General features: G+C 53.3%; 26 protein-coding genes and 1 tRNA gene. 14 read left to right on the forward strand and 13 right to left on the reverse strand.

From position 1 onward, the window contains the following. Positions 1-116: 116 nt before the first annotated feature. A complete protein-coding gene (locus tag MCG44_RS09035; protein ID WP_240287814.1) occupies positions 117-362 on the reverse strand; it encodes a hypothetical protein in 246 nt (81 codons plus the stop codon). A 21-nt stretch (positions 363-383) separates the two neighbouring features. Then, entirely contained in the window at positions 384-749 is a 366-nt protein-coding gene (locus MCG44_RS09040; protein ID WP_240287816.1) for an AAA family ATPase, read from the reverse strand. A gap of 143 nt (positions 750-892) precedes the next feature. Here MCG44_RS09040 and MCG44_RS09045 point away from each other — a divergent pair, with 143 nt between their 5' ends. From MCG44_RS09045 to MCG44_RS09055, 3 genes are read left to right on the forward strand one after another with little or no spacing between them, the layout of a single operon-like run. Further along, positions 893-1,030 (forward strand): hypothetical protein, encoded by a 138-nt coding sequence (locus MCG44_RS09045; RefSeq protein ID WP_240287818.1) that lies wholly within the window; start codon positions 893-895, stop codon positions 1,028-1,030. Then, the gene (locus MCG44_RS09050; protein WP_240287820.1) at positions 1,009-1,446 is read left to right on the forward strand and encodes a hypothetical protein; all 438 of its coding nucleotides are present in this window, start codon (positions 1,009-1,011) and stop codon (positions 1,444-1,446) included. Before MCG44_RS09045 ends, MCG44_RS09050 begins: the two co-directional genes overlap by 22 nt. A 4-nt stretch (positions 1,447-1,450) precedes the next feature. Next, positions 1,451-2,329 (forward strand): hypothetical protein, encoded by an 879-nt coding sequence (locus MCG44_RS09055; RefSeq protein WP_240287822.1) that lies wholly within the window; start codon positions 1,451-1,453, stop codon positions 2,327-2,329. A gap of 147 nt (positions 2,330-2,476) precedes the next feature. On the opposite strand, the gene MCG44_RS15010 is transcribed toward MCG44_RS09055, so the two are convergent. From MCG44_RS15010 to MCG44_RS09070, 3 genes are all read right to left on the reverse strand, one after another. Continuing rightward, entirely contained in the window at positions 2,477-7,120 is a 4,644-nt protein-coding gene (locus MCG44_RS15010; RefSeq protein WP_240287824.1) for an S-layer homology domain-containing protein, read from the reverse strand. Positions 7,121-7,178: 58 nt separating this feature from the next. Then, the gene (locus tag MCG44_RS09065) at positions 7,179-7,451 is read right to left on the reverse strand and encodes a zinc-ribbon domain-containing protein (RefSeq protein WP_240287825.1); all 273 of its coding nucleotides are present in this window, start codon (positions 7,449-7,451) and stop codon (positions 7,179-7,181) included. 289 nt (positions 7,452-7,740) lie between these two features. Next, a complete protein-coding gene (locus tag MCG44_RS09070; protein ID WP_240287827.1) occupies positions 7,741-8,586 on the reverse strand; it encodes a tyrosine-type recombinase/integrase in 846 nt (281 codons plus the stop codon). Between the two features lie 472 nt (positions 8,587-9,058). Here MCG44_RS09070 and MCG44_RS09075 point away from each other — a divergent pair, with 472 nt between their 5' ends. Then, complete coding sequence (locus tag MCG44_RS09075) at positions 9,059-9,211, forward strand: Fic family protein (protein ID WP_412531142.1); 153 nt, start codon at positions 9,059-9,061, stop codon at positions 9,209-9,211. 510 nt (positions 9,212-9,721) lie between these two features. On the opposite strand, the gene MCG44_RS09080 is transcribed toward MCG44_RS09075, so the two are convergent. Then, the gene (locus MCG44_RS09080) at positions 9,722-9,904 is read right to left on the reverse strand and encodes a hypothetical protein (protein WP_240287829.1); all 183 of its coding nucleotides are present in this window, start codon (positions 9,902-9,904) and stop codon (positions 9,722-9,724) included. A gap of 301 nt (positions 9,905-10,205) precedes the next feature. Here MCG44_RS09080 and MCG44_RS09085 point away from each other — a divergent pair, with 301 nt between their 5' ends. After that, entirely contained in the window at positions 10,206-10,418 is a 213-nt protein-coding gene (locus MCG44_RS09085) for a hypothetical protein (protein WP_240287831.1), read from the forward strand. Positions 10,419-11,225: 807 nt separating this feature from the next. Here MCG44_RS09085 and MCG44_RS09090 read toward each other — a convergent pair. From MCG44_RS09090 to MCG44_RS09100, 3 genes are all read right to left on the reverse strand, one after another. After that, on the reverse strand, positions 11,226-12,572 hold the full coding sequence (locus MCG44_RS09090; protein WP_240287833.1) for a HEPN domain-containing protein: 1,347 nt from the start codon (positions 12,570-12,572) through the stop codon (positions 11,226-11,228). 46 nt (positions 12,573-12,618) lie between these two features. After that, positions 12,619-13,554, reverse strand: a complete 936-nt coding sequence (locus tag MCG44_RS09095) for a recombinase family protein (protein ID WP_240287835.1) — start codon at positions 13,552-13,554, stop codon at positions 12,619-12,621. A gap of 107 nt (positions 13,555-13,661) precedes the next feature. After that, a tRNA-Ser gene (locus MCG44_RS09100) sits at positions 13,662-13,752 on the reverse strand. Between the two features lie 242 nt (positions 13,753-13,994). On the opposite strand from MCG44_RS09100, the gene rsmA reads away from it, so the two are divergent. The 3 genes from rsmA to MCG44_RS09115 all read left to right on the forward strand — a co-directional run bounded on the left by rsmA (position 13,995) and on the right by MCG44_RS09115 (position 17,370). Continuing rightward, positions 13,995-14,861, forward strand: coding sequence for a 16S rRNA (adenine(1518)-N(6)/adenine(1519)-N(6))-dimethyltransferase RsmA (rsmA, locus tag MCG44_RS09105; protein WP_240287837.1), 867 nt, complete (start codon positions 13,995-13,997; stop codon positions 14,859-14,861). Between the two features lie 167 nt (positions 14,862-15,028). After that, the gene (pckA, locus tag MCG44_RS09110; RefSeq protein WP_147571183.1) at positions 15,029-16,636 is read left to right on the forward strand and encodes a phosphoenolpyruvate carboxykinase (ATP); all 1,608 of its coding nucleotides are present in this window, start codon (positions 15,029-15,031) and stop codon (positions 16,634-16,636) included. A gap of 71 nt (positions 16,637-16,707) precedes the next feature. Further along, entirely contained in the window at positions 16,708-17,370 is a 663-nt protein-coding gene (locus MCG44_RS09115) for a YoaK family protein (protein ID WP_240287839.1), read from the forward strand. 49 nt (positions 17,371-17,419) lie between these two features. Here the strand turns inward: MCG44_RS09115 and MCG44_RS09120 are convergent, their stop codons facing one another. Beyond that, positions 17,420-18,757 (reverse strand): MATE family efflux transporter, encoded by a 1,338-nt coding sequence (locus MCG44_RS09120; protein WP_318653901.1) that lies wholly within the window; start codon positions 18,755-18,757, stop codon positions 17,420-17,422. Beyond that, a complete protein-coding gene (locus tag MCG44_RS09125; RefSeq protein ID WP_240287841.1) occupies positions 18,745-19,227 on the reverse strand; it encodes a MarR family winged helix-turn-helix transcriptional regulator in 483 nt (160 codons plus the stop codon). The genes MCG44_RS09120 and MCG44_RS09125 overlap by 13 nt, the downstream gene beginning before the upstream one ends. 158 nt (positions 19,228-19,385) lie before the next feature. Between MCG44_RS09125 and MCG44_RS09130 the strand changes: the two genes are divergently transcribed. From MCG44_RS09130 to MCG44_RS09155, 6 genes are all read left to right on the forward strand, one after another. Beyond that, the gene (locus MCG44_RS09130) at positions 19,386-19,802 is read left to right on the forward strand and encodes a cupin domain-containing protein (RefSeq protein ID WP_147571187.1); all 417 of its coding nucleotides are present in this window, start codon (positions 19,386-19,388) and stop codon (positions 19,800-19,802) included. A 39-nt stretch (positions 19,803-19,841) separates the two neighbouring features. Beyond that, complete coding sequence (locus MCG44_RS09135; protein ID WP_240287843.1) at positions 19,842-20,594, forward strand: carboxymuconolactone decarboxylase family protein; 753 nt, start codon at positions 19,842-19,844, stop codon at positions 20,592-20,594. A gap of 20 nt (positions 20,595-20,614) precedes the next feature. Further along, on the forward strand, positions 20,615-21,760 hold the full coding sequence (locus MCG44_RS09140; RefSeq protein WP_147571189.1) for an aldo/keto reductase: 1,146 nt from the start codon (positions 20,615-20,617) through the stop codon (positions 21,758-21,760). 13 nt (positions 21,761-21,773) lie between these two features. Continuing rightward, positions 21,774-22,172 carry a MerR family transcriptional regulator gene (locus MCG44_RS09145; protein WP_240287845.1) on the forward strand — a complete coding sequence of 133 codons (399 nt, stop codon included), beginning with the start codon at positions 21,774-21,776 and terminating at the stop codon, positions 22,170-22,172. A gap of 171 nt (positions 22,173-22,343) precedes the next feature. After that, positions 22,344-23,135 carry a sulfite exporter TauE/SafE family protein gene (locus tag MCG44_RS09150; RefSeq protein WP_147571191.1) on the forward strand — a complete coding sequence of 264 codons (792 nt, stop codon included), beginning with the start codon at positions 22,344-22,346 and terminating at the stop codon, positions 23,133-23,135. A 2-nt stretch (positions 23,136-23,137) separates the two neighbouring features. Continuing rightward, positions 23,138-24,256, forward strand: a complete 1,119-nt coding sequence (locus tag MCG44_RS09155; protein ID WP_240287847.1) for a radical SAM/SPASM domain-containing protein — start codon at positions 23,138-23,140, stop codon at positions 24,254-24,256. Positions 24,257-24,306: 50 nt separating this feature from the next. On the opposite strand, the gene MCG44_RS09160 is transcribed toward MCG44_RS09155, so the two are convergent. Then, complete coding sequence (locus tag MCG44_RS09160) at positions 24,307-25,410, reverse strand: GntR family transcriptional regulator (RefSeq protein ID WP_147571193.1); 1,104 nt, start codon at positions 25,408-25,410, stop codon at positions 24,307-24,309. A 13-nt stretch (positions 25,411-25,423) separates the two neighbouring features. Then, positions 25,424-26,776 (reverse strand): sulfatase-like hydrolase/transferase, encoded by a 1,353-nt coding sequence (locus MCG44_RS09165; RefSeq protein WP_240287850.1) that lies wholly within the window; start codon positions 26,774-26,776, stop codon positions 25,424-25,426.

Raw genomic sequence — 26,776 nt, forward strand, 5'->3', positions numbered from 1 at the left:
ACGTCGGACAGGCGCTCTGCTTGCCCTCCCTAAAGGGAGGAATCTCCGTCGCCGGGGCCGTGATCCTCTCGCAACAATGATTCGCAGAGGAGGAAGGCTACAAGGGTGCAAAGCCCTTAGGCCGTTACATCCTTACAGCCTTGCGCTGGGAGCCGCCAGTACCACTGATTTCCCCGTTTCTCTGAGATTACACCCAGATTCTTCTTAGCGATTATCAGCGTGCGCTCTGATACGCCCAAGTCTCTGGCCCGGTCCAGTACCGCTTCTGCCGGGACAGGATCCGTGAGTATCCGTTCCAATTCTTCTTCCATCTGAGTGGTCTTGGTCTGGAGCTTTCCACCGTCGCTGAACACATCATCCACCGTGAGATTGCAGACGTCCTTCTACAAAAATCCCCGCTCACCGTCCAACTGGAACGCCACAGGTCTCCCCTCGGGGGCCAGACTGTTTTTGTCCTGGGCCACGATCCGGATCGTGGGGTCTTCCTTAAGACGGCCTACCACCAGCACACTCCGGGCCGCAACCCGGAAGTTGATGGAGCCCAGCCCTCGGTAGCCGGACTTCAACCCCTGCGCCTTATTCATGTGTCCAATGAGAATGACAGCGCAGCCTGTGCGCTCCGCCATAGCCGCCACCCGTTTCAGGATGGGGCGGACTTCGTTGGCCCGGTGCATATCCACATCGTTTCCCAGGTACGCCTGGATCGTGTCCATAGAGATCAGGTTTAAATTCGGTTCCAACGGTTCCACATCCTTTCTGATCCGGCTGCCCTCTTGCTTTGAGGGCAGTTCCCTTTTCTTCATCTCCATGGTCAGATAAAAAAGCAGAGAGATACACGGGAAAGGGACTTTTCGATTTTTACACAAAGTTCCTGCAACGGTGAGGTGAGACTATGGACCGAAAAAGAAGACCCGGCATCTATCTTCTGACAGATACCGGGAAGGAGATCGACCTGATCGGCGTGATGCCGGCGGAGATCGGCAGAGCCTGTGCGTACTGTCGCCCATCATGGAACTGGTCAACTTCGTGAACTTTGATTTTTCTGCTTACCTCGCCTGCGTGGAACGGCTGTGGGAGGAGCACGCTGTGTTTGAAAAACGCCGAGAGGTCCCCTACGCCGATTACGAGGACTTCGCGCGGCAGGCGCTCCCTCTGGCAGAACGGCTTGTGGAGACAGCGCCCACGGCATATTGGGACGTCCTGTATCATCTGGACCCCACCACGAAGATGCTGTACAACGGCAAGCCCATCTTCCTCTCCCGGAAAGCGCTGGCAGTCCTGAACACACTTCGCCGGCCTTATTTTCTCCAGAATCGTATGAGGAATGTTTTTGAGATCGGCTTTGCGGACTACGAGCGGGGGCCCCAGCAGGATCGTCTCCGTGCGCTGGAGGATGCCTGGCCGGGCTTGATCGACCGGGCGTTCTCCATTCGATTTCTGCCCTAGGCGGATGGGTTCCCCATTGGGCAGGGAGTATGCCCTGAGCGACCTGTACGAGCTTCTTCTGGCAGGGCTGTCCCTCTGCTTCCAACAGGATGAGCAGAGGATCGCCCGGTGTGAAAACTGCTGGCGGTATTTTGTGCCTAAGACAAAAGCGGTATCGCTATACTGCTACGGCGAAGCGGACAGTGTGCTCTGTAAAGAAGCAGGACCGAACCATATGCGGCAGTTCCGCAAAGATACCGATGCAACATATGCAGATCATACGCAGCTGTGCCGCAGACTGGAGGAACGGGCCAACCATCTGGAGCTAGCAGGGCCGGGAGATTCTGGTAGCCTGATCCAATTTGACAGAGGGCAGTATGATGCCTGGATGGACGACACCCGCAAGATAAAAAAGGACTATCGAACAGGCCGGATCTCCGCGCCGGAATTCCTGCAGCGGATTGATCCAGGCGGCGAGTCAGATCCCCACGACACAACTCAGTTCAGCCTGCCGGAGCCGGGCCGGCCGCTCTTGCGGGAACAGATCAAGCAGGACATGGATTTTGTTCCCGGCCGGCGGTTCACGGACATGCTGCACCTGGATCTGTCGGCGGAACATCCAGAGTGGATCATGATCACCGCTGATGAGCAGATCCGGCGGGCCAGAGGGGGGCATACCAGCCTGCGGAATCGGTGCGACAAGGGATCTGCGGATGACTATAAGACCCATGCAGAGGTGATGGACAACATATTTGCGTCGAAAGAGATGAGGCCGGATGAACAGGCTGTGGCGAATTTTCTCCATGAGGCGATCCAACTGACCATGAGCGGTGAGCTGGACAAACTTGCACGGGAAAACGGCATGCGTCACTATGGAGACGAGGATTCTCCAAAACGGCGATGATCTCCCCCGATATTCGGCGACCTGTAAAAAGGAGGGCGGAACGGCACAGCCGTTCCGCCCTCCTTTCATTTTGGAGTCGCAATGAAGTAATGCCCTCTTGTTTTCCTACAGGTCGTTCATAGCGAATTGGCTCATATGACCTTTTAATCAGTCCACGAGGCCCGTCCATTTCTCCCTGCCGGAGGAGCTTCTATACTCGTGGGCATTGGTGGCCTCCATGATCTGCTCATAAGCCCAGCAGCTTGCAGGTACATCAGAGAACTTGCGCAGCTCATCGGCGTGAGCGGCCACAAAGTCCGTATCTGCCGCCCGGCCCAGCATCCGGTTCACAATGACAGTGACCTCAGCGCGGGTGATGGTGTTGTTGGGTTGGAAGGTGCCGTCTTCGTAGCCGCCGATCCAGCCGTACTTGATTGCGCCCACCACCTGATCGTAGAACCAGTCGTCCGCCTTGACATCGGTGAAGATATTGCTCCCGATGGTATCCTGCCTGCCGAAGCGCATGGCGATGACTGTGAACTCCGCACGGGTGATCTGGCGTTCAGGCGCGAACTGGTGATCGCCGATGCCGTTTACGATGTCAAGAGAGGCCAGCGTATTGACAGCTGTGGCGTACCATGCGTCAGCCGGGACATCGCTGAACTGCACCGTAACAGGCACATCCTTCTCCAGAAGCAGCCGGTAGAACATCTGGGCGACCTGGGCGCGGGTCATATTGTCGTCTGGTCCGAAGTTTCCATCCGCATAGCCGAACAGGTAGGCCATGTGGTCATGGGTGTTCAGCCAGCGGGAAACGCCGGTGTCATCCGGGGTGACCGCCGTCTTGACCCACTGGGCGTAAAGATGGGAGCTGGAGGCACTGACTCGGTAGGTGTCTCCGGGGTCGTAGTCCTTGCCGCTGCCGTCTTTCTCAGTGTTCCAACACAGAAATTCATAGCCAGCCCGGGCGGGGAGCTGCTTCATGTCCCCGTAGTCCCGTACCTTCATAGTGCTGCTACTCTGGGCCTGGTAGAAGCGCTTGTCACTGCCAAAATTGGAGTGATAATACAGGGTGTAGTCATCATCATGGTCGCCGCCCCCGGGGGTGGGGTCTATGGTCCCGACCGCCTTGAAGGTGGCGTTGATGGTGTGGTCGCCGGTCACGTTGGTAAAGGTATAGGTGTTCACCGCACCCTGACTGAACCCGTCCACCTCCACATCAGCAATGTTGTAGCCGCTGTCCGGGGTGATGGTGAAGGTCTCCTCGCCAGTGTGGCGCACGCCGACCGCACCGCTGGGGGAGATGGAACCGCCGGTCCCGGCAGTGGCGGTGATGGTGTGCTCGCTTTGCTGCCAGGTCAGAGCCATTGCGCCCAGACGGCCGTTGTGCCCAATGGTGACTTTCAGTCCGAATTCGGTGGGAGTTACCTCCAGCTCACTGACTTTGCTGCTTTCAATGACGTTCTCCACATTCGCACTGTAGTCTTTTTCGGTGTAGGTACGGTCAAGATCATCAAAGCAGAACATCTGGAACTCGTAATTCTCATCCGTTCCCGTGGGATAGGGGATGTAGAGGTCGTAGGACTGTCCGTATTTCAGGTTAGGCGTGACGATGAGGTTGCTGTCGTGGGCGTCGATGAGGTCCAGATACTTCATGGCATACTGCCGGGGTGTTTCACCTGGTTTTACCGCCAAACCAGGCTGAACAACTTCCAGCCGCTCACGCATCATTCGGACATATTGGTCCTCGTCATCACCGCCAGCAGAGAGCACCTCGTCCTGCAAAAGTCGGATGTCCGCGCCGGGGTTAGGAACCTGTCCGGTGATGCCGTTTACCAGATAATTCACATTATCAGGCATCACGGCCACCGCCTGATCTACCGATTGGCTTGGCTCATCTGTGGTGACCTGACTGGAGATCTCCTCGATGTTTTCAATCTCTGTGGCGTTGGAGGCGGCCCGGATGGACAGGGTGCCGGTGCCGAAATACATGCGCTGACCGTTGATTAGAATATCTGCGGGACGTGCGCTCAGACCGGGCAGGATCTCCACCTTGGCGATATAGGTGCCGGGCGCGTGGTCATCCTTGATCTGTACGCCATCCTGCTCGTAGTAGTTGATGGTAAAGGGATATTGTGCGCCGCCGTGAGCACCAGGGTCCCAAGGTTGTCCCGCAACAGTGATCGAGGCATTTTCCGGGATCCCCTCATAGCGGGGATCGGGGAAGCAGTTGACATAGCTCTCCCCATCGTGCTTGTCGTCGCCGGTGACATACTTGGCAAGATCCACAGGGCGGACGATAAGAATGGGGGACTTGATCAGCATGAGGGCGTAGGGCTGATTGGGTGTCAAATTGCTTAGATTGACGTCCAGCGTGTCTGTAGTCGTAACGGATCCGGTGGCATCGTTGCCCTCCAGCTGGATCAGGGTCAGCTGGGCATCAGTCGCAGGAGCGCCGTCCGCCTGTAGCGGGATATATCCGGCGTAGAGGATATTGTCCACATCGGGCCGGGGCATGGTGAAGTGGAAAGACTCCGTAGTTGGCTTGAACCAGAGGGCGGAGTAACTCTGGTTTTTCCAGTCGGCTCCTTTTTCAGAAGCTACATCGCCCTTAATTTTGTTTGCGGCATCAGCGGATGCCTTGCCCAGAGAGATGTCTGCATGGTCTTCGTCCAGTGTGACTCTGCCGAAGGCGAGATTGATGCAGCGGTTCCCCTTCAACACATCCTTTTTTAAGAGCAAATAGTTCTTGCTGTCGTTTGCCGAGCCGCTGGAGGCCGAGATCTCATAGTTGCCCCCGTTGCCGGAGATCTCGCCGCCGTTCAGCTGAATATAGGTCTTGTTGCCGAAGGTATGGGAGATACCCGCACTGCGGTTGTTGATGATCTTGCCGCCATTCATGATAAAATGGTTGGTCGCCTTTTCGCGCATAGAAACGCCGGTTCCATTGCCGGAGATCTCTCCGCCATTCATCAAAAAGTATGCGCCGCTGTTTGCGCCGTTGATCTGAACGCCGGTGCTGCTGTTATTTGCGATTAGCCCCCCCGCTTCCAGAGTGGCATAGGTCACACCGCCGCCCCAGTTGCCAAGGTACATGACGCTCGAAGCGGTGTTGTCGATAATTTTTCCTTGAATCGTGTACTGGGAGCCGTTGTGGGTGTACAGCAGTCCCCCAGCGCCCGTAGCCTTGCACTTTTCAATCACGCCAGTAGGACCTACCATAATATTTGCGTAAAAAGAGCGCATCAGGCTGCCGGTGGTGACACAGTCTGTAATGGCACCGTTCAACAGCATCTTATGGCGATAATCATTGCCTTGGTCGTGGGCATATACCGCCATCATGTTTGTGATCTGCGAAATAGCGGAGCCGTCTGCCGCCTCAAAATCAGAGCTGATCGCTTCGATCGCAGTGTTATCAAGACTTGGCGCTGTGATATCTACAACTACGCCTGTCAGCGTGACATTTGCGCCGCCGCGGACATGGATGGCAACGCCGCTGGCACCCTGCCACATATCCTTATCCCCGGCGATACCGCTGATGGTACCGCCGATGCTGGCCGTTCCGCCATCGGCATAAACTGCCCGACCGACCACATTCTTGACCTCCGCGCCGTTTTCCATGATAAATTCAGCGCCCTGAATCCAAACCGCACCGGCAGGACCGTTGCTGCCGGTCGCTCCTCTTTCACGGTCCTCTACGGTGGTATCCTCGATTACGCTGCCTGACAGCATTACAAGTTTTGCAGAGTCGGTCACCCGGACAGCGGACATACCGCCGAAGTTCTGGAGCACCGCACCCTCACCCAACGTAATGGTGCAGGGGATGGTGGCGTTGGAGGACACGATGGCATCCTGGGCGTATTTAGTATTTCCGCTGTTGCTACTGCCGCTGATGGCCTGGGCAAAGACGGTGCCTTCGTGCTTGCCGCCGTCATTCAGAACAATGTTTTCCAGCGTCAGGCCATAGGGGGCATTCCCACTGTTTGCCTGTACTTCGATTATGGCGGGGTTATAAGTACTCCGAGCATTATCCTGTATAGTCTCAAAGTTTTCCCCACGGGTAAGGGTATAAGGACCGCCCTCGCCGCTGGTGATGGTCAGGCTCTTGTTATAAAACCGGGCGCACGTAGTCATAGTCAGGTTAGACATGACATAAATGGTAGCTCCGTCCTCGGCCTTCTTGACCGCCTCTGCCAGTGTAGCGTAGGGCTTCGTTTGGCTGCCGTCATTCTTGTCATCATCACCTGAGTCAGACACATAGACAGCCTTTGCCGCCACAGGGGCGAAGATTACAGCGTTTTGCCTCTCAGCGTCAAGCAGGGCTTCATAGCCCTTTGCCACATCCTCCCGGGCCTTCTGCTCCCCGGTTAGCGCCTCATAAGTAGTCCAAGCGGCCTCAACGGTATCCGGCTGTTCCGGATTCAGAGCCTCTACCGCATCCAAAAACGCCTGAATCTCCTTGGGAATCTCTGGGGAGATCACTCCCAAGACCGGAGTGGACGGCTCCGCAGGGGCCGTATACAGGGGGCACTCCGGGTCATGGGTCCCGTCCACACAACCGGAGAAATTGCCGCAGACCTTCTCCTTAGCAGTTGACTCCTCCGGCCCTGTCGGGGCCTCATAGGTACAGACGGTATAGTCCGCCGCGTAGACGGGGCAGGTTTCATCCACGGTATCCTCGGCACAACGGATCTTGCAGGTGCAGGCCTGGGGCGGAGCATTGCCCGGTTCCTCCACTGCCAGCACCGCCGTGGGCAGTAATCCCACGATTAGGCACAGGGTCATTAAGCTTGCCAATATTCGTTTTTCCACTTCTCATTCCTCCTGTTGCAATTTTCTGGGCCGGGAATTGGCTGACCGACCCTGTTTTTTATTCCATCTCCGCCAGCGTCTGCCGGTAGCGTTCCAGACGCTCCGGACGGACTTTTCCGGCGCAGACGGGATGATCGCATTTCTGCGGCCCCGCTCTGGAAGAGACGACGGCCTTCCAGATGTGCCCACTGGGGCACGCCCACCATACGGTTCGGCGGCTCCCCAACGTCACATGTTCCGGGATAAAGGGGGCATTGAGAGCGTGGTGCCACTGGGTCGGCAGGTCCAGCTCGTTTCTTCCTGCGCAGTAGTCATAGACTGAGGTTCGCAACCTTCATCCTCCCTTCATCACAGAATTCACATTCCACTTCCTATTTGCTGATTCGTGATGGACAAATAGGTTACAAGCAGGAAAAAACGGCTTTCTATTGCCTGAAGAGCAGATAGAAAGCCGCAGTAAAGCAGGCCACAAAAGGATTTCTTTTTGTGGCTTATATTTTCATGCCCAAATATGGCCGGTTTGCTTGTGCTTTTGGAAATGTTATGGTAAAATGACCATATAATATGTAGTTTTATGATTTAAGCGCCTATATTATTTTGTCAGAATGTGAATTCTGTGATCATGAAACCAGCCCCAGCCGGTCCAGCTGCCGCTGATGCTCTGCCCCGGAGGTCAGGAGGTAGATGCGGGTAGTCTCGATACTGCTGTGGCCCAGAACATCCGCCAGCTTCACGATGTCCCTGCTGGCCCGGTAAAAGGCCGTGGCAAACAGGTGGCGCAGGTTGTGGGGGAATACCTTGGACGGCTCTACCCCCGCGTATTTGCACAGCCGCTTCATTTCCGCCCAGATCTGACGGCGGCTGAGGTGCGTTCCGTTTCTGTTGAGAAAGATCTCGCCGGAAGCGGTTTTTTGCTGTTTGGCGTATTTCAGCAGCTTGCGGCACAGTTTTCCGGGAATCAGAATGGTACGGATCTTGCCTTTCAGAGCGATTTCCGCCCGCCCCGCTTTGGCCGCCTCCACTGTGATATACCGCACCTCGGACACACGGATGCCGGTGGCGCAGATGGTCTCCATCAGCAGGGCCAGCCGGTTCTGGCTGCGCTCCTGCGCTGTGGAAATCAGCCAGTCATAGTCGGCGCGGGTCAGGTCTCGGCTGTCGTCTCGGAACATCCTCCGTTGGAGCTTGAGAAATTTCACCCGGCAAGTTCCAAGTTCCAGAAAGTCCAGCAGGCCGTTCAGGGCGGAGAGCATTGCATTGACGCTGGCGGGAGCGTAGCCCCGCTCCACCAGATGGGCCTTCCACTCTGCCGTTCGCTCCTTGGTGATCTCCCGCCCATCCAGCCAGCAGGCAAAGTTTCGAAGATCCCGGAGATATTTTTCGATGGTCGCCGCGCTTTTTTCCTCCAAGCGAAGGTGGTTTGCATAGGTCTGAATGTGTTCCGATATTGATTTGTGTTCGTTCATTTGATCCCTCCTCGATCATCCTTATAACTATTGTAAGGGTACAACAAAGCCCACAGCGGCATATCCCGTTGTGGGCTTTCTGTTCCGTTTGCCGTATGGATAGGTTACCCATCGGCAGAGGGAAATCATGCACTTTTTATGATTTGACTTTGAAGCGATTTTTGAAGCATCCTTGATCCTCTCTGCTCGTTGTGACTGGTAAACAAACCATACTGGAAGATGGTCGGAAAGTCGAGAGAAAAGTGTTCTTCAATACATACAATATCAGAATCTGCAATTTCAGAATATAAAAATCGTTGGGGAGAGTTGCACCTGCAACTCTCCCCAACGGTTCCGTATCGGTTCGTATGGAATCCCCAGTCCCAAAGATGTCCTTATTATGTTCTGTCTTGACACGGCGGCTGGTCTTTGATGATGATAAAGAACGCAGAGGAGTATAGGTTGTCACATCCCTCTGCGTTTCTGTTCTTGTGTGAATGTTGCTGTCTTGGGTGAACTGGAACTTATCCATCCCTTTGCCGATGGAAACGGGCGCATCGGGCACCTATGGCATACTTTGCTCCTGATCCAATGGAAACCGATGTTCGCTTGGCTCCCGGTGGAGTACATGATTCACGACCGGTAGCACAGAATATAGGAACGCAGAGGAGCAGCATTGGTATCAAATCAAACACTATTTCCAAATCAGGCACCGCAGTCCGTGGGCAGAAAACTTGCCTCTCTGCGGGAGCGTACGGTTCGCATCCATATGGACGCACATCATTCACCCCTGTTCCCCCACGATTTAGCAGTCCGATTTCCTGGGCTTTTCCTCAAAATCGAATATCTCAAAAATCCATTTTTCGCAACTTTTTTGATTGAAAAGTGGCCAATATGGGCTCGTAGCTCAACTGGGAGAGCTGAAGGTTTCCCTACTCCAAAAAACTAAGGCCTGTGGTGCTCCACAAGCCTTAATTTCCTCCATACACGTCGTGTCCTTCTTTTTGTAACATCGCAACACTATAAGCTATCGCGAAGTTCGCTCAAAAATCTACACAGCAACTTTTATTAATCGTTTGGAAACGCACCTTTCTACACTCAGAATGGCAACTCTGGTTCTGGCTCAACAACTCTTATCGTGGAAATTTTTGTAGAATTACTCCCTGATATCATCGTACGCCGGCTCATACTTTTTGGCAACGAACAGTTCATCAATAAATGGATCCTGCAACAAAACAGTTTTTCCAAATGATCCACCACCGAGATTGTTGTTAACCATAATATAATCTTTCTGTTTTATAAAAGGGATGACATCCTCATTTTGCTTAACAATTGCCATTATTATAGGGTCTCTCCTTTTAAATTAGTTTTTTAGTATACCATAACCCTTATATTGGGGCAATAATGTAGCTACCATTTTACTTAAAAAGGAGATTTCAAATCCGGAAATATAAAAAGCGAAAACCTTGTAGTACAAAGCTATCCGCATACAATATACAATAAGCCGCGCTTCTCGATAAAACAGTTCAAAAAGCGCGACTCATTCACCGAATACAAAAAGCTGAAAATCCTACCAGTAGAATAAAAAGTTCAATTGGTTAATTGCTAGTATAGATTCATATACAGAGGAGGTCGAACCTATGCTGTACACCTATCCTCTGGAGTTCAAAATCAAAGCTATCCGCCGCTATGAAAAGGGTGAGTCCAGCCAATCTCTGTGCCAAGAGTTACATATTGCTCAAAGCACAACCACTGGCAAAAGCAGTTTTCTTCCATCACAGCTCCACAAAGATCATTCACGCCGAAAGAATTTGATGCTATTTCACGCCAGCTCTAAAAGCTGGAACATATGATGGATGTGATCTGGTTGTCCGGCTTTATTCCAGCCGTGCCGCTTCAAAAACGGCTTGCTACACTGGAGCATCTCTATAATCAACCGGACAATCCTTTTAGTGTACATGAGCTATGCGACGCTCTGGGCGTTGCAAGGGGAACCTTCTATAACCATTTTTTCAGATGTGTGGCAGAATACATTAGTTTTACAATGAGGTGCGTCCCTATCTAACTCTGAGATACCAAACACCGCAAGCCTTTGAGGAGGCTTATTACTTGTCTCATATCAAAAAGTCCTGTTCAACTAACAGTGAACCGCAAAAGTTTTGCATTTGCGTTTGACGAGTTTTGATTCATATCAAAAATGTATATAAAAGACAAAAGCCTTGATATGTCAAGGCTTTTTACAACGGAGAATCCCGCTTTTCGAAAAAAGTTCGAGAAGCGGGGTCCATTCATTTTGGCAGGGGGGAACAATTCCGAACCCTCTCAAGTTGTTTGCGATTTTGCTTTAGAAGTACCAACCAGCCTCTGACTGACGGCGGATTTACGCCGTGCAAGTATTTTGGCCGGAGGTTAAAGCCTTGGCGCAGACGGAATTTACTTCCGCCGAGCATGTGAAAATTCTTACGGTATCTATAAAAAAGATGTAACGACTTTAGGTCTGTACCAGAAACCAAATCGAAGCCCAGCGTAGCGGGTTCGATTTGGAGAGGAGGAGCAGCAACATGAGCGCGTTCTGACTTATAAAATAAATCGGAGCAAGCGATACAAAGCTTACTCTGACGTGCAAAGGGCGGTTAAAATCGATATTTGCACCCTCTTGATTATTCCGTCCAAGATGTGTAATTGATATCTTGTCGTTCTTTTAAGATTACAGATACATCTCTCTCAAAAGTGCTGTAATTCAATCTATTCTTGCATTCCTTGATATAGTCATCACGAATGCCTACAACCTTGTATACAATTGAAAGTAGGACATATCTCAAAACTCTGTTAGCGGCAGATATTTCTTCAAACGATGGTTCAGTATACCGTTGCTCGTTGTAATGCGTAAAAAAGTTTCTATCATTGCTGATTGCACGAGCCAACCGTCTTCTTCCCTCTTTTGAAATCTCAAGGGTGCCATTGATCTGCGCTAAAACATCTTCAATGCGATATTTCAATGGAATTGGTTTCCTCCTGCAACCATCCGCTTGTGCAATATATTTTGCAAGTTCATCTCGATAGTGGACAGAGTACAATTCGATAGCCTGCGTTAAGTTCAGAAAACGGTTAATACGAGTAGAGCGGTTACAGATGATCTCGTAAAAGAGCGTTGGAATATATATGCTATCAGTGTAAAATTTCAACCAATTAGTCCACACTTCAGAAAAGTTTTCAGAAAACTTATTGGTCATAATTAGAAAAGGTTCCTCTGGGACTTCAATATCCTCCTTATGATTTAAATATAATTGACAATCACAATATCCAGGGAAATTTTTAGCATCAACTGTTTGTTCATCGGAAAACAACAGATTTTCTAATGGCAGGTAATAGTCAGCAAAAAAAGATAATAGATTTCTCGCACAAGCAATTTTTGCAATAGCATCTCTGATTCTGGTCGGTTTTGAAAACGCATAGTCAATATATGGAAGGTACCTATACTCAATTCCATGCCTTGACCAGTTATGAGAAAACCCTCGGTACAAGCGAAGGGTTCCGTCCGTGTCCATGGCCTCGATATCTTCCGGATAGGCAAAACTCAATACAGTGGGATTTTCCTTTGTGAAGCAAACATTTTCGTTAAATACTCTATCAGAAAACATATTATTCATTGTTGCTATTGAGGCAGAAATGTTCGTGACAAATAGATCACCGTCATAACTTCTCCCAATAACTATTTCTGACGGATCTGCAGCAATCTCTATATAATCCGAATGAGCGTAGTATGAGGTTGTAATAATATAATTATCAAGTAATGTAACATTTGTCCCGCTAATTTCACCCCAAATTTGAAATGGAGTTTTCTGTTCCATACAATCCAGATTTTTCTTTTCGATTCGCGCTTGAACTATTACATGGTTATCCTTGTTAACCAAAGTACCAATAAAATCAACCTTATCTTTACCACCTTTACCACTTTGGAAATGAAAGTCCCTAATTTGGTTGAGCAAATCTTTTAGTTTTTTCATTTTGTTCCTCACCCGCACACTTATTTAGAACCTTTCTGGTATTATATCACAATGTCTGCTCCATTTGTACTGTGTGTTTGATGTGCCCTATCATTTTCTGTACCCAATCAAAAGTCTCCCGGTCAATGATCGCCTCATGAGCATCCTCTACCAGGTACATATCCAACTGCCCATTGTTTTTGACTTGCTTTCCGGTCAGGAAATCCGGCGTATAGCTTTTCTGCATTAGCACCTGCCCGATGTACTTCTCGTTACTCAACATCCGATCGATGGTGGAGGTGCTCCACTCCCTCTTCCCTGTCACGGTTTTGATCCCGTGTTCTTCCAGGTAGCGTTTGATCTTCCGTACACCGTTCCCCTGCACATAGAGATCAAATATCTTCCGTACGATCTCCGCCTCCTCCGGGACCACCCGCAATATACCGTCTGTTCCTTTTGTATAGCCAAGAAATTGAGAATGGTTCAGTATAGTTTTCCCGCTTTTCATCCGCTGACGCAAACCGAACTTGATATTGTCGCTTTTGTTCTGGCTCTCTGCTTGATTAAACGTGGTATACAGATCAACGACACTGTCCGGAGATGTCAGTGTATGGATCCCGCCCAGTTCAATATACACTCCAATACCCATTTGCTTCAATCTCCTGATCGTAGTCATGGTTTCTTTTGCATCTCTTCCGAAGCGGCTCAGAGATTTCACAAGGATCAAATTGATTTTTCCTTTTCTACAATCTCTCAGCATCTTTTGGTATCCGGGCCGATTCTTCGCGTGGAGCCCGGAGGCATTGTCCGCATACACAGCGACAAACCTCCAAAAGGGATTTCTCTTGATGTATCGTGTAAAGTACTCAATTTGCTTTTCCAAACTTTGCTGTTGTTCTTCGTAAGGGGTGCTGACCCGACAATAAGCAGCGACTCTTAATTGCTGACTCCAGATAGAACCGTTCTCTTTCTCCTGTGGAATCTCAATCACATAGCCAGACATAGCAAAACCTCCATGATACCACTGACCAGCAGTATATCACGGAGGTTTTACAATAGAAAAAGCTACATTTCAGTCTTACTCCCAAGACTAAAATGTAGCTTTTAACTTGGCGGAGTAGGAGGGATTCGAACCCTCGAGCCGTGTTAGCGGCTACACGATTTCCAGTCGTGCTCGTTATGACCACTTCGATACTACTCCATAGCTGAAAGGGAAATCTACTACATTCCCTGCTGTCGACAGTCACAACGACAGCGTATTGTATTATACCAGTTTTTTTCGTTCCGTCAACCCCTTTTCGAAAATTTTTCTCGTTTTTTCTCGGATAGAGCTCCAGATCAAAAAACGTCTCTATTCCAAGCCCCTGTGCCTCTTGACTATGGCTCTCTTTCCTTTTATATTTTTATTGGAATTCAGAATATCGATCCAGGAAGGAGCACATCATGAATCTGTGCGACATCGACCAGATCAAAGCCCTGCTGGCCCGGCACGGCTTCCGTTTTTCCAAATCCATGGGACAAAATTTTTTGATCCAGCCGTGGGTACCGCAGGATATCGCCTGTTCTTCTGGCGCCGGCTCCGGTAAAGGGGTGCTGGAAATCGGTCCAGGCATCGGCCCTCTCACCCGGGAGTTGTCCCTGCTGGCCGACCAGGTGGTTTCCGTGGAGTTGGACCGCTCCCTTCTCCCTATCCTGACAGAAACTCTGGGGGACAGGGACAATGTGGAGATTGTCTCCGGTGATATCCTGAAGCTGGACATTCCGTCCCTGGTCCGGGAGCGATTCCAGGGGCTGGAGCCCATCGCCTGTGCCAACCTGCCCTATAACATTACCACTCCTGCCATCACCGCCCTTCTGGATGCGGGCTGCTTCTCCTCGATCACTATCATGATTCAGCGGGAGGTGGCTCGGCGCATCTGTGCCACTCCGGGCAGTGGAGATTACGGCGCCTTTTCCGTCTATTGTCAGTATCACGCCGAGACGGAACTGCTTTTTGATGTCCCCCCGGACTGTTTCCTCCCCGCACCCAAGGTGACCTCCTCCGTCCTCCGTCTCACTCCCAAGGATCCGCCCGATGAGGTGGATGACCCGGACCACTTCTTCCGCGTGGTAAAGGCCGCCTTTGCCCAGCGGAGAAAAACCCTGCTAAATGGGTTAAGCGGCACCTTCCGTTCTAATTTTTCCAAAGAACAGCTATTAAGTGCCATCTTAAGCTGCGATCTCCCCGCTGATATCCGGGGAGAACGGCTGTCCATTCCCCAGTTCGCAGCCCTGTCAAAGGCCCTAAGGCAGCGGGATATCAGGCCTTAGCTCGGGCAAGGGCTCCTTTATTTTCCAAAAAGCAATAAGACCTATAACTAAATTGTCGTCACCAATAACATTGACTTTATTCCTTTCAGCGTGTATGATTATATCGATTTTAAGCTATTCCCTGCCGCCCTGTGCAGGAAGATCATTTCAGAAAAGAGGTCACAAACATGGCAACTATTGATCTGAGCAAATATGGCATCACCGGCACCACTGAGATCCTCCACAATCCCTCCTATGAAACCTTATTCGAGGAAGAGATGAAGCCCGGGTTGGAGGGCTATGACGTGGGCCAGTTGACTGAGCTGGACGCCGTTAACGTCATGACTGGCATCTACACTGGCCGCTCCCCCAAGGACAAGTTCATCGTCATGGACGATGTTTCCAGGGATACCGTGTGGTGGACCTCTGACGAGTTCAAGAACGACAACAAGCCCGCCTCCAAGGAGGCCTGGGACGAGTGCAAGCGTCTGGCCATCCAGCAGCTGTCCAACAAGAAGCTGTATGTCATGGACGTGTTCTGCGGTACCAACCACGACTCCCGCATGGCCATCCGCTTCATCATGGAGGTAGCCTGGCAGGCCCATTTTGTTAAAAACATGTTCATCGCCCCCACCGCTGAGGAGCTGGAGAACTTTGAGCCTGATTTTATCTCCTATAACGCCGCTAAGGCCAAGGTGGAGAACTATAAGGAGCTGGGCCTGAACTCTGAGACTGCCGCCATTTTCAACCTCACTGAGCGCGAGCAGGTCATCCTGAACACCTGGTACGGCGGCGAGATGAAGAAGGGCATGTTCTCCATGATGAACTATTACCTGCCCCTCAACGGCATGGCCTCCATGCACTGCTCCGCCAATACCGACATGAACGGCGAAAATACCGCCCTGTTCTTCGGCCTGTCCGGCACTGGCAAGACTACTCTGTCCACCGATCCCAAGCGCCTGCTCATCGGCGATGACGAGCACGGCTGGGACGACGAAGGTGTGTTCAACTTCGAGGGCGGCTGCTACGCCAAGGTCATCAATCTGGACAAGGACGCCGAGCCTGACATCTACAACGCCATCAAGCGCAACGCCCTGTTGGAGAACGTCACCGTTGACAAGGACGGCAAAATCGACTTTGCGGATAAGTCCGTCACCGAAAATACCCGCGTGTCCTACCCCATCGACCACATTGAGAAGATCGTGCGTCCCAAGTCCAAGGGCCCCGACGCCAAGAACGTCATCTTCCTGTCCGCCGACGCCTTCGGTGTGCTGCCCCCCGTGTCCATCCTGACCCCGGAGCAGACCCAGTATTACTTCCTGTCCGGCTTCACCTCCAAGCTGGCCGGCACAGAGCGGGGCATCACCGAACCCACTCCCACCTTCTCCGCCTGCTTCGGCCAGGCCTTCCTGGAGCTTCACCCCACCAAGTACGGTGAGGAGCTGGTGAAGAAAATGAAGAAGTCCGGCGCCAAGGCCTACCTGGTCAACACTGGCTGGAATGGCACTGGCAAGCGTATCTCCATCAAGGACACCCGCGGTATCATCGACGCCATTTTGGACGGCTCTATTCTGAAGGCCGATACCAAGACCATCCCCTATTTCAACTTCGAGGTGCCCACCTCCCTGCCTGGCGTGGACCCCGCTATTCTGGATCCTCGGGACACCTATTCCGATCCCAGCGAGTGGGAGACCAAGGCCAAGGATCTGGCTTCCCGCTTCGTGAAGAACTTCACCAAATACACCACCAACGAGGCCGGCAAGGCCCTGGTAGCCGCCGGCCCCAAGGCCGAGTAAGCACTCCGCGGACTAAAATCGCGCCCCTGTCAGGGGGCGCGATTTTCCTGCTCTAGAGAAGGGAGTCAACGATGAAGCACATTCAACCCTCTGAATCCCTTGCCAATGGTCTACTATTGGCCTTCGCCGGTGGAATGATGGACGCTTACACCTACTTGTGCCGGGGGCAGGTCTTTGCCAACGCAGAAACAGGCAATCTGGTACTGCTGGGCATTCAGCTAGCACAGCGTAATTGGGGACGCGCCCTCTACTATCTCTGGCCTATCATGTCCTTTGCCCTGGGCGTCCTGCTGACCGAGTGGCTCCGCTCTCACTTCACTCCCCTGCCCGGCCTTCCCCACTGGCGGCAGTTGGTGCTGGTTGTGGAGTGCGGCGGGCTGCTTCTGGTCTCCCTTTTGCCTGTGGGACCGCTGGATTGGCTGGCCAACGTGATTGTCTCCTTTGTCAGCGCCATGCAGATCGAGAGCTTCCGCAAATTTGAGGGCAACCCATTTTCCACCACCATGTGCACTGGAAACTTGCGCAGCGGCACAGAGAAGTTGTATCGCTGCCTGTTCCTTCGAGAGGAACGGGCAGGCCGTGGAGCCCAGGATTATTACTCTGTCATCCTCCTCTTTGTGTTGGGCGCTCTTGTGGGTGGCCTGTGCGCCGACCTGTTGGCTGGACGCTCGATCCTGTTGGCCTGTCTCCCCCTGTCCCTCGCCTTTCTGCTGATGCTCCGCGAACCACAGTAATAATCAAAAGAGGTGTGGATATCTTTTGGTATCCACACCTCTTTTTGATTCAATACCCATAGCTCTTTCGCTTTGCCAGCAACAGGGTCACGGAGATGACCGCTCCTATGCCTTCCGCCGCCACAACAGCGCTCCAGATACCGTCGATACCGAAGATCAATGGCATCACCAATACCATACCTCCCCGTAGGAGGAAGGACCGCATAAAGGAGATAAACGCGGAGACCGCTCCGTTGCACAGGGCTGTGAAAAAGGCGGAGGCGTAGATATTCAGCCCGCAGAAAATATAACACAGCGCAAACAGACGGAATCCATGCACTGTCATCTTATACAGCTCCGCATCGAAGCCCACAAAGGCGGCGGCAAGGGGCGCACTGGCCAGCTCAGACACTGCCACCATCGCAGCCGACGTGATTCCAATCATCATTAGATTCCTTCGGCAGATTCCCTTCAGTTCTACGGAATCTCCGGCGCCAAAGTGGTAACTCACGACGGGGGCACAGCCAATGGAGTATCCCAGAAAAACAGCAATAAATATGAAATCCACATACATCATCACGGAGTAAGCGGCCACTCCCATCTCCCCTACCAGGCGCATAAGCTGGATATTATAGAGAATCCCTACTACCGATGCAGATATATTGCTCATCAGCTCAGAGGATCCGTTAATGCAAGCATCCCACAGAGCTTTAGGATAGAGGGCGGTAGGGACCAGGCGGAGCTCCTTCTCTCCACCCCTCAGGAAACAGGCAACGGGGAGCAGCCCACCTACACAGTATCCCAGCACGGTGGCAAGCCCCGCTCCGGCTATCCCCATATCAAACAGCGCAATAAATACATAGTCCAACACGATGTTGGTCAGCCCGGAGGCTATTGAGAACATCAGGCCCACATGGGGTTTCTCCGCTACTACAAGAAAACTCTGAAAGCTAGTCTGGAGCATAAAGGGTACACTGCCCGCCAGCAGGATGCGGCCATAAATGACGCAGTCCCCGATCAAAAGGTCGCTGGCCCCGGCCAGCCGTGAGATTGGCTCCACCAATATCACGCACACAACTGAGAGGGCCGCCCCCAATATAGCCACACAGAGGATAAACATAGAAAAGTAGCGGTCGGCCAGCTCCTTTTTCTTCTCCCCAAGCGTCCTGGCCACAATGGCGCTGCCACCCGTTCCCAGCATGAAGCCAAAGGCCCCAATAATCATCGCCACTGGAAAGATGATATTAACCGCCGACAGGGCCAAATCCCCCACCAAATTGGCAACGAATAGACCGTCCACCACACTGTAAAGAGATGTGAATACCATCATCACTACGGAAGGGAATGTAAAGCGCAGCAACTTTCCATATGTGAAATGATCCGATAATTTGATCATCATCTTTGCCATATCCCCTCTGGGCCTTCCCGTTTAAAAAGGGGGCGTGCGGCTTCCCACAGGGCGTCCAGGTAATGCCGCTCGGCTTGGATTCTGGACAGGCGCTCTCCAGCTCCCAAGTCCAGGAATGCCTTTTCCTCAAAGGCAACTACTTGGTCTACACTTTCCTGTGAAAACGCCTCTCCCTTTTCTGTTAAGCAGATCTCCTTGTTGCGCTTATCCTCTGACGAGCTTCTCAGCTTAAGCAAGCCCCGCTCCTCCAGACTTCTCACCCCGGAATGTATGGTCTGCTTGCTTAAAAACAGCGCACCCCCCAGATCAGTGGCAGACAGGGGCCGTCCCTCCTCACGCAATGTATAGAGGATCCAGAACGCGCTGTCCGACAGCCCGAAGTGTTTAGCCAAGGCGTGATAAAACTCGTTACATTCCTTATACATACGATTGAGCTCTCGATTGAATTGGCTAAACGTCAACTCTTTCATAGTTCCCTCCAAAGGTCCGAATTCAGACTTTTTTAGTATAGTCTGAATTCAGACTATTGTCAATCTCTTTTTTAGGATATTTTAAAAAAACGCTTGACTTGGAGTATACTCCAGTGTATACAGTAGGAGCGATCAAACTACACTGTGAGGTCTGCCAAATGAAACATGGTTTGTCTAATTCTGTAATCTTCGCACGCGGAGAGGAAAACACCGACTTTGCCCAGTATTTTGTTGGACGAAGCTATCTGAACATACTGTCTCTCCAAGGCGTAGTCATCGGCAACGTCACCTTTGAACCAGGCTGCCGCAATAACTGGCACATCCACCAAGCTTCCCAGAGTGGTGGTCAGATCCTGCTATGTACCGGAGGCCGGGGCTGGTATCAGGAGTGGGGCCAGGAACCCAGAGAACTCCATGCTGGTGATGTGGTCCATATCCCCGCAGGCGTCAAGCACTGGCATGGCGCAGCCAAAAACAGTTGGTTCGTCCACCTGGCGGTAGAAGTTCCTGGACAGGATACCTACAATCAGTGGTTGGAGCCGGTGGATCAGAGCCAGTATGACCTGCTGCCCTGACAATCAGTTCTTCATGGCAATACAAGGAGGAGATCACCTATGCCGCTGTCTGAAACCGCCCAAAAAAATTATACTCGGATGTTTGGAGATTTTCCGCCTCCCCTGGCTGACTCCGACCCAGAATTTACCCGTCTGTTTCTGGATTTTGCGCTGGATGAGGTACCAAGCCAGACAAAGCTAGACGACCGGACCCACTTTTTGACTGTTCTGGCTGCCCTCATGGGGTGCCAGGGACTAGACTGTTTTCAGGCCATGGCCCCTGCCGCTCTTCGTTCCGGCCTCTCTCCAGTGGAACTGAAAGAACTAGTCTACCAGGGAACCGCCTATCTGGGTCTGGGGCGGGTGCTCCCTTTTTTGAAGGCCGTCAATGAGGCTCTCACCGCCGCCGGTGTCCCTCTGCCCTTGGAGGAGCAGGGCACCACTGATCCCGACAGCCGTCTGGAAGCAGGCAATCAGGCCCAAGTGGATATTTTTGGGACACATATGCGTGGCTTTCAAAATAGCGGGCCCCAGGAAAGCCGCCACATCAACCGCTGGCTGGCCGGCAACTGCTTTGGCGATTATTATACCCGCGGCGGGCTGGATTACCGGGACCGAGAGCTTATCACCTTCTGCTTTCTGGCCGCCCAAGGTGGCAGTGAACCTCAGCTCACTAGCCACGCCGCCGCTAATCTGCGGCTGGGAAATGATAAGCCCCTTCTAATCCGGGTGATCTCCCAATGTCTGCCCTATATTGGCTATCCTAGGAGTCTCAACGCCCTTACCTGCATTAATCAGGCAGCTACAAAATAAAAGAACAGGAGAACTACAACATGAAATACCGCATACTGGGCCGCACTGGCCTTCGGGTCAGTGAGATTGGCATGGGCTGCGAGGGGCTGGTAGACAAGCCCTATACAACCGTGAAGGAATTTATTGACCAGATGGAGGAGAGCGGCATCAACTGCATCGACCTCTACTCCCCTGACCCGGATATGAGGTCTAACCTGGGTCGCGCCCTCCGGGGGCGCCGCAACAAGTTTGTCCTTCAGGCCCACCTGTGCACCATCTGGAAGAACGGTCAATACAAGCGGACCAGGAACATCGACGAGGTGCGCGAGAGCTTTGAGGATCAGCTCCACCGCCTGGAAACGGACCATGTGGAGATCGGCATGGTCCACTATGTGGATTCTCTCTCTGACTGGGAGGCGGTCCAGTCTGGGCCGGTCATGGCCTATGCCCAGCAGCTGAAGGCGGCGGGCCGCATCGGCTGCATCGGTCTGTCCAGCCACAACCCCCAAGTAGCCCAGGCGGCAGTGGGCAGCGGTCTTATCGACGTGCTCATGTTCAGTGTCAATCCCTGCTACGATCTGCAGCCCGCCAGCGAGGATGTAGAGGAGTTGTGGGCGGAGAAAAACTATGAAAAAGACCTAGTCAACATGGACCCACAGCGCCAGGCCCTCTATGAGAGCTGCCAGAGGCAGGGAGTGGGCATCACCGTGATGAAGGCTTTTGGGGGCGGCGACCTGCTCAGTCAGTATTCCCCTGCCGGAAAGGCTCTTACCCCCTTTCAGTGCCTCCACTATGCCCTGACCCGCCCCGGTGTGGCCTCAGTCATGTCAGGGGCCCGAACTCTGGAGGAACTGCGTGTTTGTTTGGACTATGAGCAGGCCAGCGAAGAGGAAAAGGACTATGCCGCCGCCTTTGCCTCCCTGCCTAAGATCAGTTGGAAGGGACACTGTATGTACTGCGGTCACTGCGCTCCCTGCCCTAAGGGGATTGACGTGGCCTCCGTCACCAAGTTTTTCAATCTTGCCAAGGCGCAGGGCCAGATTCCGGAAACGGTGCGGGAGCATTATATGGGCCTCCCCAGCCACGCTGGGGCGTGTATCGCCTGCGGCGCCTGTGAGAATCGCTGTCCCTTTGGCGTCCCTATCATCCGAAATATGGCGGACGCTGCCGCTCTGTTTGGACTGTAAGGAGGACTGTTCCATGACCATTGCCGAAGTGAGCAGACAATATGATATCTCTGCCGATACCCTGCGGTACTACGAGCGTATCGGACTCATTCCTCCGGTCCCCCGGAACAAGGGCGGCATCCGTGACTATGACCAGGAGTCCTGCGGCTGGATCGAGCTGATGAAGTGTATGCGTTCGGCCGGGGTACAGATCGAGGCTCTTATCAAGTATGTGGACCTATTTCAGCAGGGAGACGCCACTCTGGATGCCCGAAAGGCTCTGCTGATGGACCAGCGGGATCGGCTGATGGCCCGCATGGCGGATATGCAGGCCTCGCTGGACCGGCTGAATGACAAAATCCAGCGTTATGAGCAGGGGCTGATGTCCCAGGAGCGCCTGCTCCAGCGACTCCATACGGAGCGCCAGATGTAAAACTGTCCATAAAAGGCGCCCGGCCTATTGACCGGGCGCCTTCCCCTGTATTTTATTAATCGCCCTCCGGCCTCCCACGGAATTCTTTTGTCCATTTCCTCTGGAATATGCTATAATGAGAGCAAAGCACGTTCTCTTCTGGAGATGGAAGCGGACCGGGAGGTAATTTCTATGCAGTACATACTATATTTTTTGATCGCCATCGGCGCTACCACAGTGGGCTCCCTCACGGGGATGGGAGGCGGAGTTATCATCAAGCCGCTGATGGATGTGATGCACCACTTCGATGTGGAGACCATCGGTGTCTTGTCCTCCATCACGGTCTTCTCCATGTCCGCTGTTTCCATTGGAAAGCAGATGCTGGCCAAGGTACAGATTCCCTTTCAAATTGCCATTCCCCTCTCTCTTGGTTCTGTGGTGGGCGGCTACATCGGACAGTGGATGTTGAGCGCCATCGTATCCGGCGTTCAGGCCCAGGGCTTGGTCACCGTAGTCCAGAACGGACTGCTGGCCGTCCTCATCCTGTGTGTCTACCTCTATATGAAGCATAAGGCGAATATCCGGGGGCTCCAGCTCTCCGGGGTCCCGGTATCCCTGGCGGCCGGCTGCTTTCTCGGCATCTGTTCCTCTTTTCTAGGGATCGGCGGCGGCCCGATCAACGTAGCCCTTATCATCTACCTATACTCTGTCAGCACGAAAATGGCCACTGTCTGCTCTCTGATGACCATTCTTTTTGCCCAGATCTCCAAGCTGGTCACGGTGGCCCTTTCTACCGGGTTTCTGGTATATGACCTGTCTGTCGCTCCGGTCATGGTGGTGGGCGCCATCGCCGGCGGCTTTCTCGGCGCCAGCTTGAGCAAGCGGTTCTCCGAGGCGGGAGTCGAGCGGGCCTTCAACTGCGTTCAGCTCCTGGTGCTGGCCATTGCCCTGTTCAATATCGCCCGCAACCTGATTGGGGGGTGAGCATGGGAAATCTCACTTTCTTAGTCAAGCCCGCCTCCAGCCTGTGCGGGATGCGATGCCGCTACTGCTTTTATGAGGACATTTCTGCCCTTCGGTCCGTCAAGAGCATGGGCGTTATGTCACTGGAAACCGCGCACCGGCTCCTGGAGTCTGGCATACAGGCGGCAGGTCCTCATGGCTCCCTCCAAATCACCTTCCAGGGCGGCGAACCCACGCTGGCTGGTCTGGACTTTTTCCAAAGTTTTATCGCTTTGGAACGGGAGCTCTGCCCTTCTACAATCCAAATCAGCCACTCCATCCAGACCAACGGAATGGCGCTGGATGGAGACTGGGTCCGGTTTTTTCAGAAAAATCGGTTTCTGGTAGGCCTGTCTCTGGATGGAAGCCGGGAGATCCACGACCGCTTCCGGGTGGACGCCCAGGGCCGGGGAAGCTGGGACCGGGCGACCCGTTCCCTGGCCCTTTTGGACAAGGCCGGTGTGGAAACCAACCTTCTGTGCGTCATTACAGGTCCTCTGGCCCGCAGCGCCCAAAAGGTGTATCATTCTCTGAACAAGCTGGGCAGCCATGCCCTTCAGTTCATCCCCTGCCTGGACCCCCTGGAGGGGGAACGTGGGTGTATGCCCTGGTCTCTGACCCCCCAGCGGTACAGTCAGTTTCTTCGAGACCTGTTTGACTGCTGGTATCTGGATTTGCAGCGAGGCCACTATGTGAGCATCCGTCTCTTTGACGACTATCTCCGCATCCTGGCCGGGATGCCCCCCAGCACCTGTGCCTCCTCTGGTGCCTGCGGAAGCTACTTGGTCGTGGAGGGGGACGGCGGCCTCTATCCCTGCGACTTCTTTGTGCTGGACCGGTGGTATCTGGGCAATATCCACCAAATGTCTGTAGAAGAGGCCGTCCAGAGTCCGAGAGCCCTGGCCTTTCTGGATGAGGGCCGCCGCCGGCCCCGAGACTGCCTTGGCTGTCCCCACCTCTCCCTCTGCCGGGGCGGGTGTCCCCGGGATTGGACTGGACTTGGACTGGACAGAGCAAACTACTACTGCCCTGCCTTCCACGCCTTCCTGGACTACGCCCTCCCCCGGCTTCGGCAGGCCGCGGGAACCATTCTATCTAAATAAACAAAAAAGCCCTGAGCGGTCCTGTCTGGACTGCTCAGGGCTTTTTTGTTTCAAAGTTCCCGAATGGAGGTGCCGATGTAGATTTTGGGTTTCATCACATAGGTATAATTTTTGTCGTCACAGTCCCGGCGCTCGATCATAGTCATCAGGCGGGTAGCCACCAGTTGGCCCACCTTCCTACCCTGATGGACAGAGCAGGTGATTCCCTCTGCTTCCCAGTCATTCCCAGAGTAGTCAAAGCAGACCAAGGAACAGTCCTCAGGAACCCGCCTTCCCTGCTCCTCCAACACCTGGCGCACCAGGCGGTAGATCATATAGTTGCAGCATACCACCGCAGTATACTTGGGCAGGCTCCGCAGAAAGCGGTCAATGGAGCGGGCAAAACGGGGATCGTGGGCCTCGTTAGACACGCACCACTTGATATAGTCGTCCTGGTAATCCACCCCCCGCTTGATCAGGGCGGCGGTGGTTCCCTGGAATTTCTCAATGCTCTGATAGTTGTCATAGACGAAAATACCCGCAATCTGCCGGTGTCCCGCCTGTACCAAAAGCCCAATCAGCCGGTCAGCGCACTCCATGTCGTTGACGATGACCCGGGGATAGTGCAGATTTTTATAATAGTTGTTATAGAAGATGACCGGGATGCGCCGGCGATAAATTTCCTGATAGCAGTCCAGATTTGGGTTGAGCAGACTGGCCTTTACACCGTCGATAATAAAGCCATCAAAATGCTGGTGCACCACTGTCTGTAAGCAGCGCCGTTCCGTGGAAAACTTGTTGTCTGTAAAGAACACCCGCAGATCCACCCGGTCAGCGGGGAGCACGCTCTTTACCCCTTCCAGCAGACCGGAATTGGCGTTGGAATCCTGCCCCTGAAGGATCAGTCCAATCTTTTGGGCGGTGGATCCCACATCCAGTTCTCTTGACAGGGCGGCCTCCTTATTGATGTAAGTACCACTGCCCTTTACCCGGCGGATCAGTCCCTCCTGGTCCATACGGGCCAGGGCGGACCTGGCCGTCTCCCGGCTGATGTCCAGCCGGCGGCACAGGGCGTTCTCCGAGGGAAGCTTCAAATTGCCGGAAAACTTGTTTTCATCAATATAGGCCAGCAACCAGCGGTAGACCTGCTCCGACTTTTTATCGGCGCCTGCCAAGGAAATTCCCTCCTCAGTCAACAATGGCCGGCCGGGTCCCCTCCGCCCGCTCGATCCAGTCCGCCAGGCGGGCACGCATATCCTCCTTCACCTGGGCATAGGAGGGATCGGCTACCACGTTGTTCAACTGCCAGGGATCGACCTTCAGATCATAGAGGAAGTCGTCCGCGTAGAGGTCAGAGGCTGCCGCCTCGCCGCCGTTGACACCGGGGGCATAGACAGAGTAGAGATAATCGGCCGTACGGACGCAGCGGCCCACCCGGCTCTCCGAGATCTGGGCGAACACCTGGTTAGGTCTATTATCGTCCTTTTTCTCCACTACGTCAAGGAGGTTCTCTCCGATCATCTCATCGCCCACGTCTACACCAGCTAGGGCCAGAATGGTCTTGGGCAGGCTTTCGGTGGACACTAGCTCCTCCACCGCTACACCGCCCTTGAAGGGGCCGCCGGCGATGACCAGGGGCACATGGAGGGCGCCGTCATGGCAGGATCGCTTGTAGTCATCGTAGCCGTTGAGATGGCCGTCGGTGTTTCGGGTTTTGAAGTGGGAGCCGTGGTCGGAGGCAAAGATGATGACGGTATTATCGTACAGCCCCTCCTTTTTCAGCCGCTCCACCAGCCGTCCCAGGTTCTCGTCCAGGCTGGCGCACTGGCCCAGGTAGTCAGGGTACTCCTCCGCGGCGTTGCCTTTGAGCACCTCCAGATCGTGGGGCAGGACGAAGTTCCTGTACTTCTCCTTGGAGCCCTCGGGTCCCTCGTAGTGCTTGCGGTCATTCTGGTGGTGGGGCTCGATCTGGGAGATGGTCATAAAGAAGGGCTTTTTCCGGTCATAGGTGTCAAAGAACTCCAGCGCCATGTTGTTGATGCAGTCGGCCCGGTAGCCCTTGAAGTCGACGCGGTTGTTGTTCTCGTCGAATACATAGCCGTCATAGCCGTGGGAGGTAAACTCCAACACGTCGGCGGCCCTCCAGTATCCGGTATATCCACCCCGAAGCTCCTTGGGAATGGCAGTGATGGTGTGGTCAATCGTGGGGGGCTTCTCCAGCTCGCCGTCACTGGCCAGGTGCCACTTGCCGATGTAGGCGGTCTCATATCCCGCCTCCTCGATGTAGTTGGCCAGGGTCTTGACGCCAGCGGGTAGCATGATGTTGTTGCGGAAGCAGCCCGTCTCGGTGGGATATTTTCCGGTCTGGAACAGGGCGCGGCAGGGGCCGCACACCGGCTGGGGGGAAAAGGCGTTATCAAACTTCACGCCTTCCTGGGCCAGTTTGTCCAGATTGGGGGTGATGTCCAGAGGCTGGCCGAAACAGCCGCAGGTATCCCAGCGCTGCTGGTCGGTGAAGTAAAAGATAATATTATTGGGCAT

The organism is Lawsonibacter sp. OA9 (assembly GCF_022440585.1).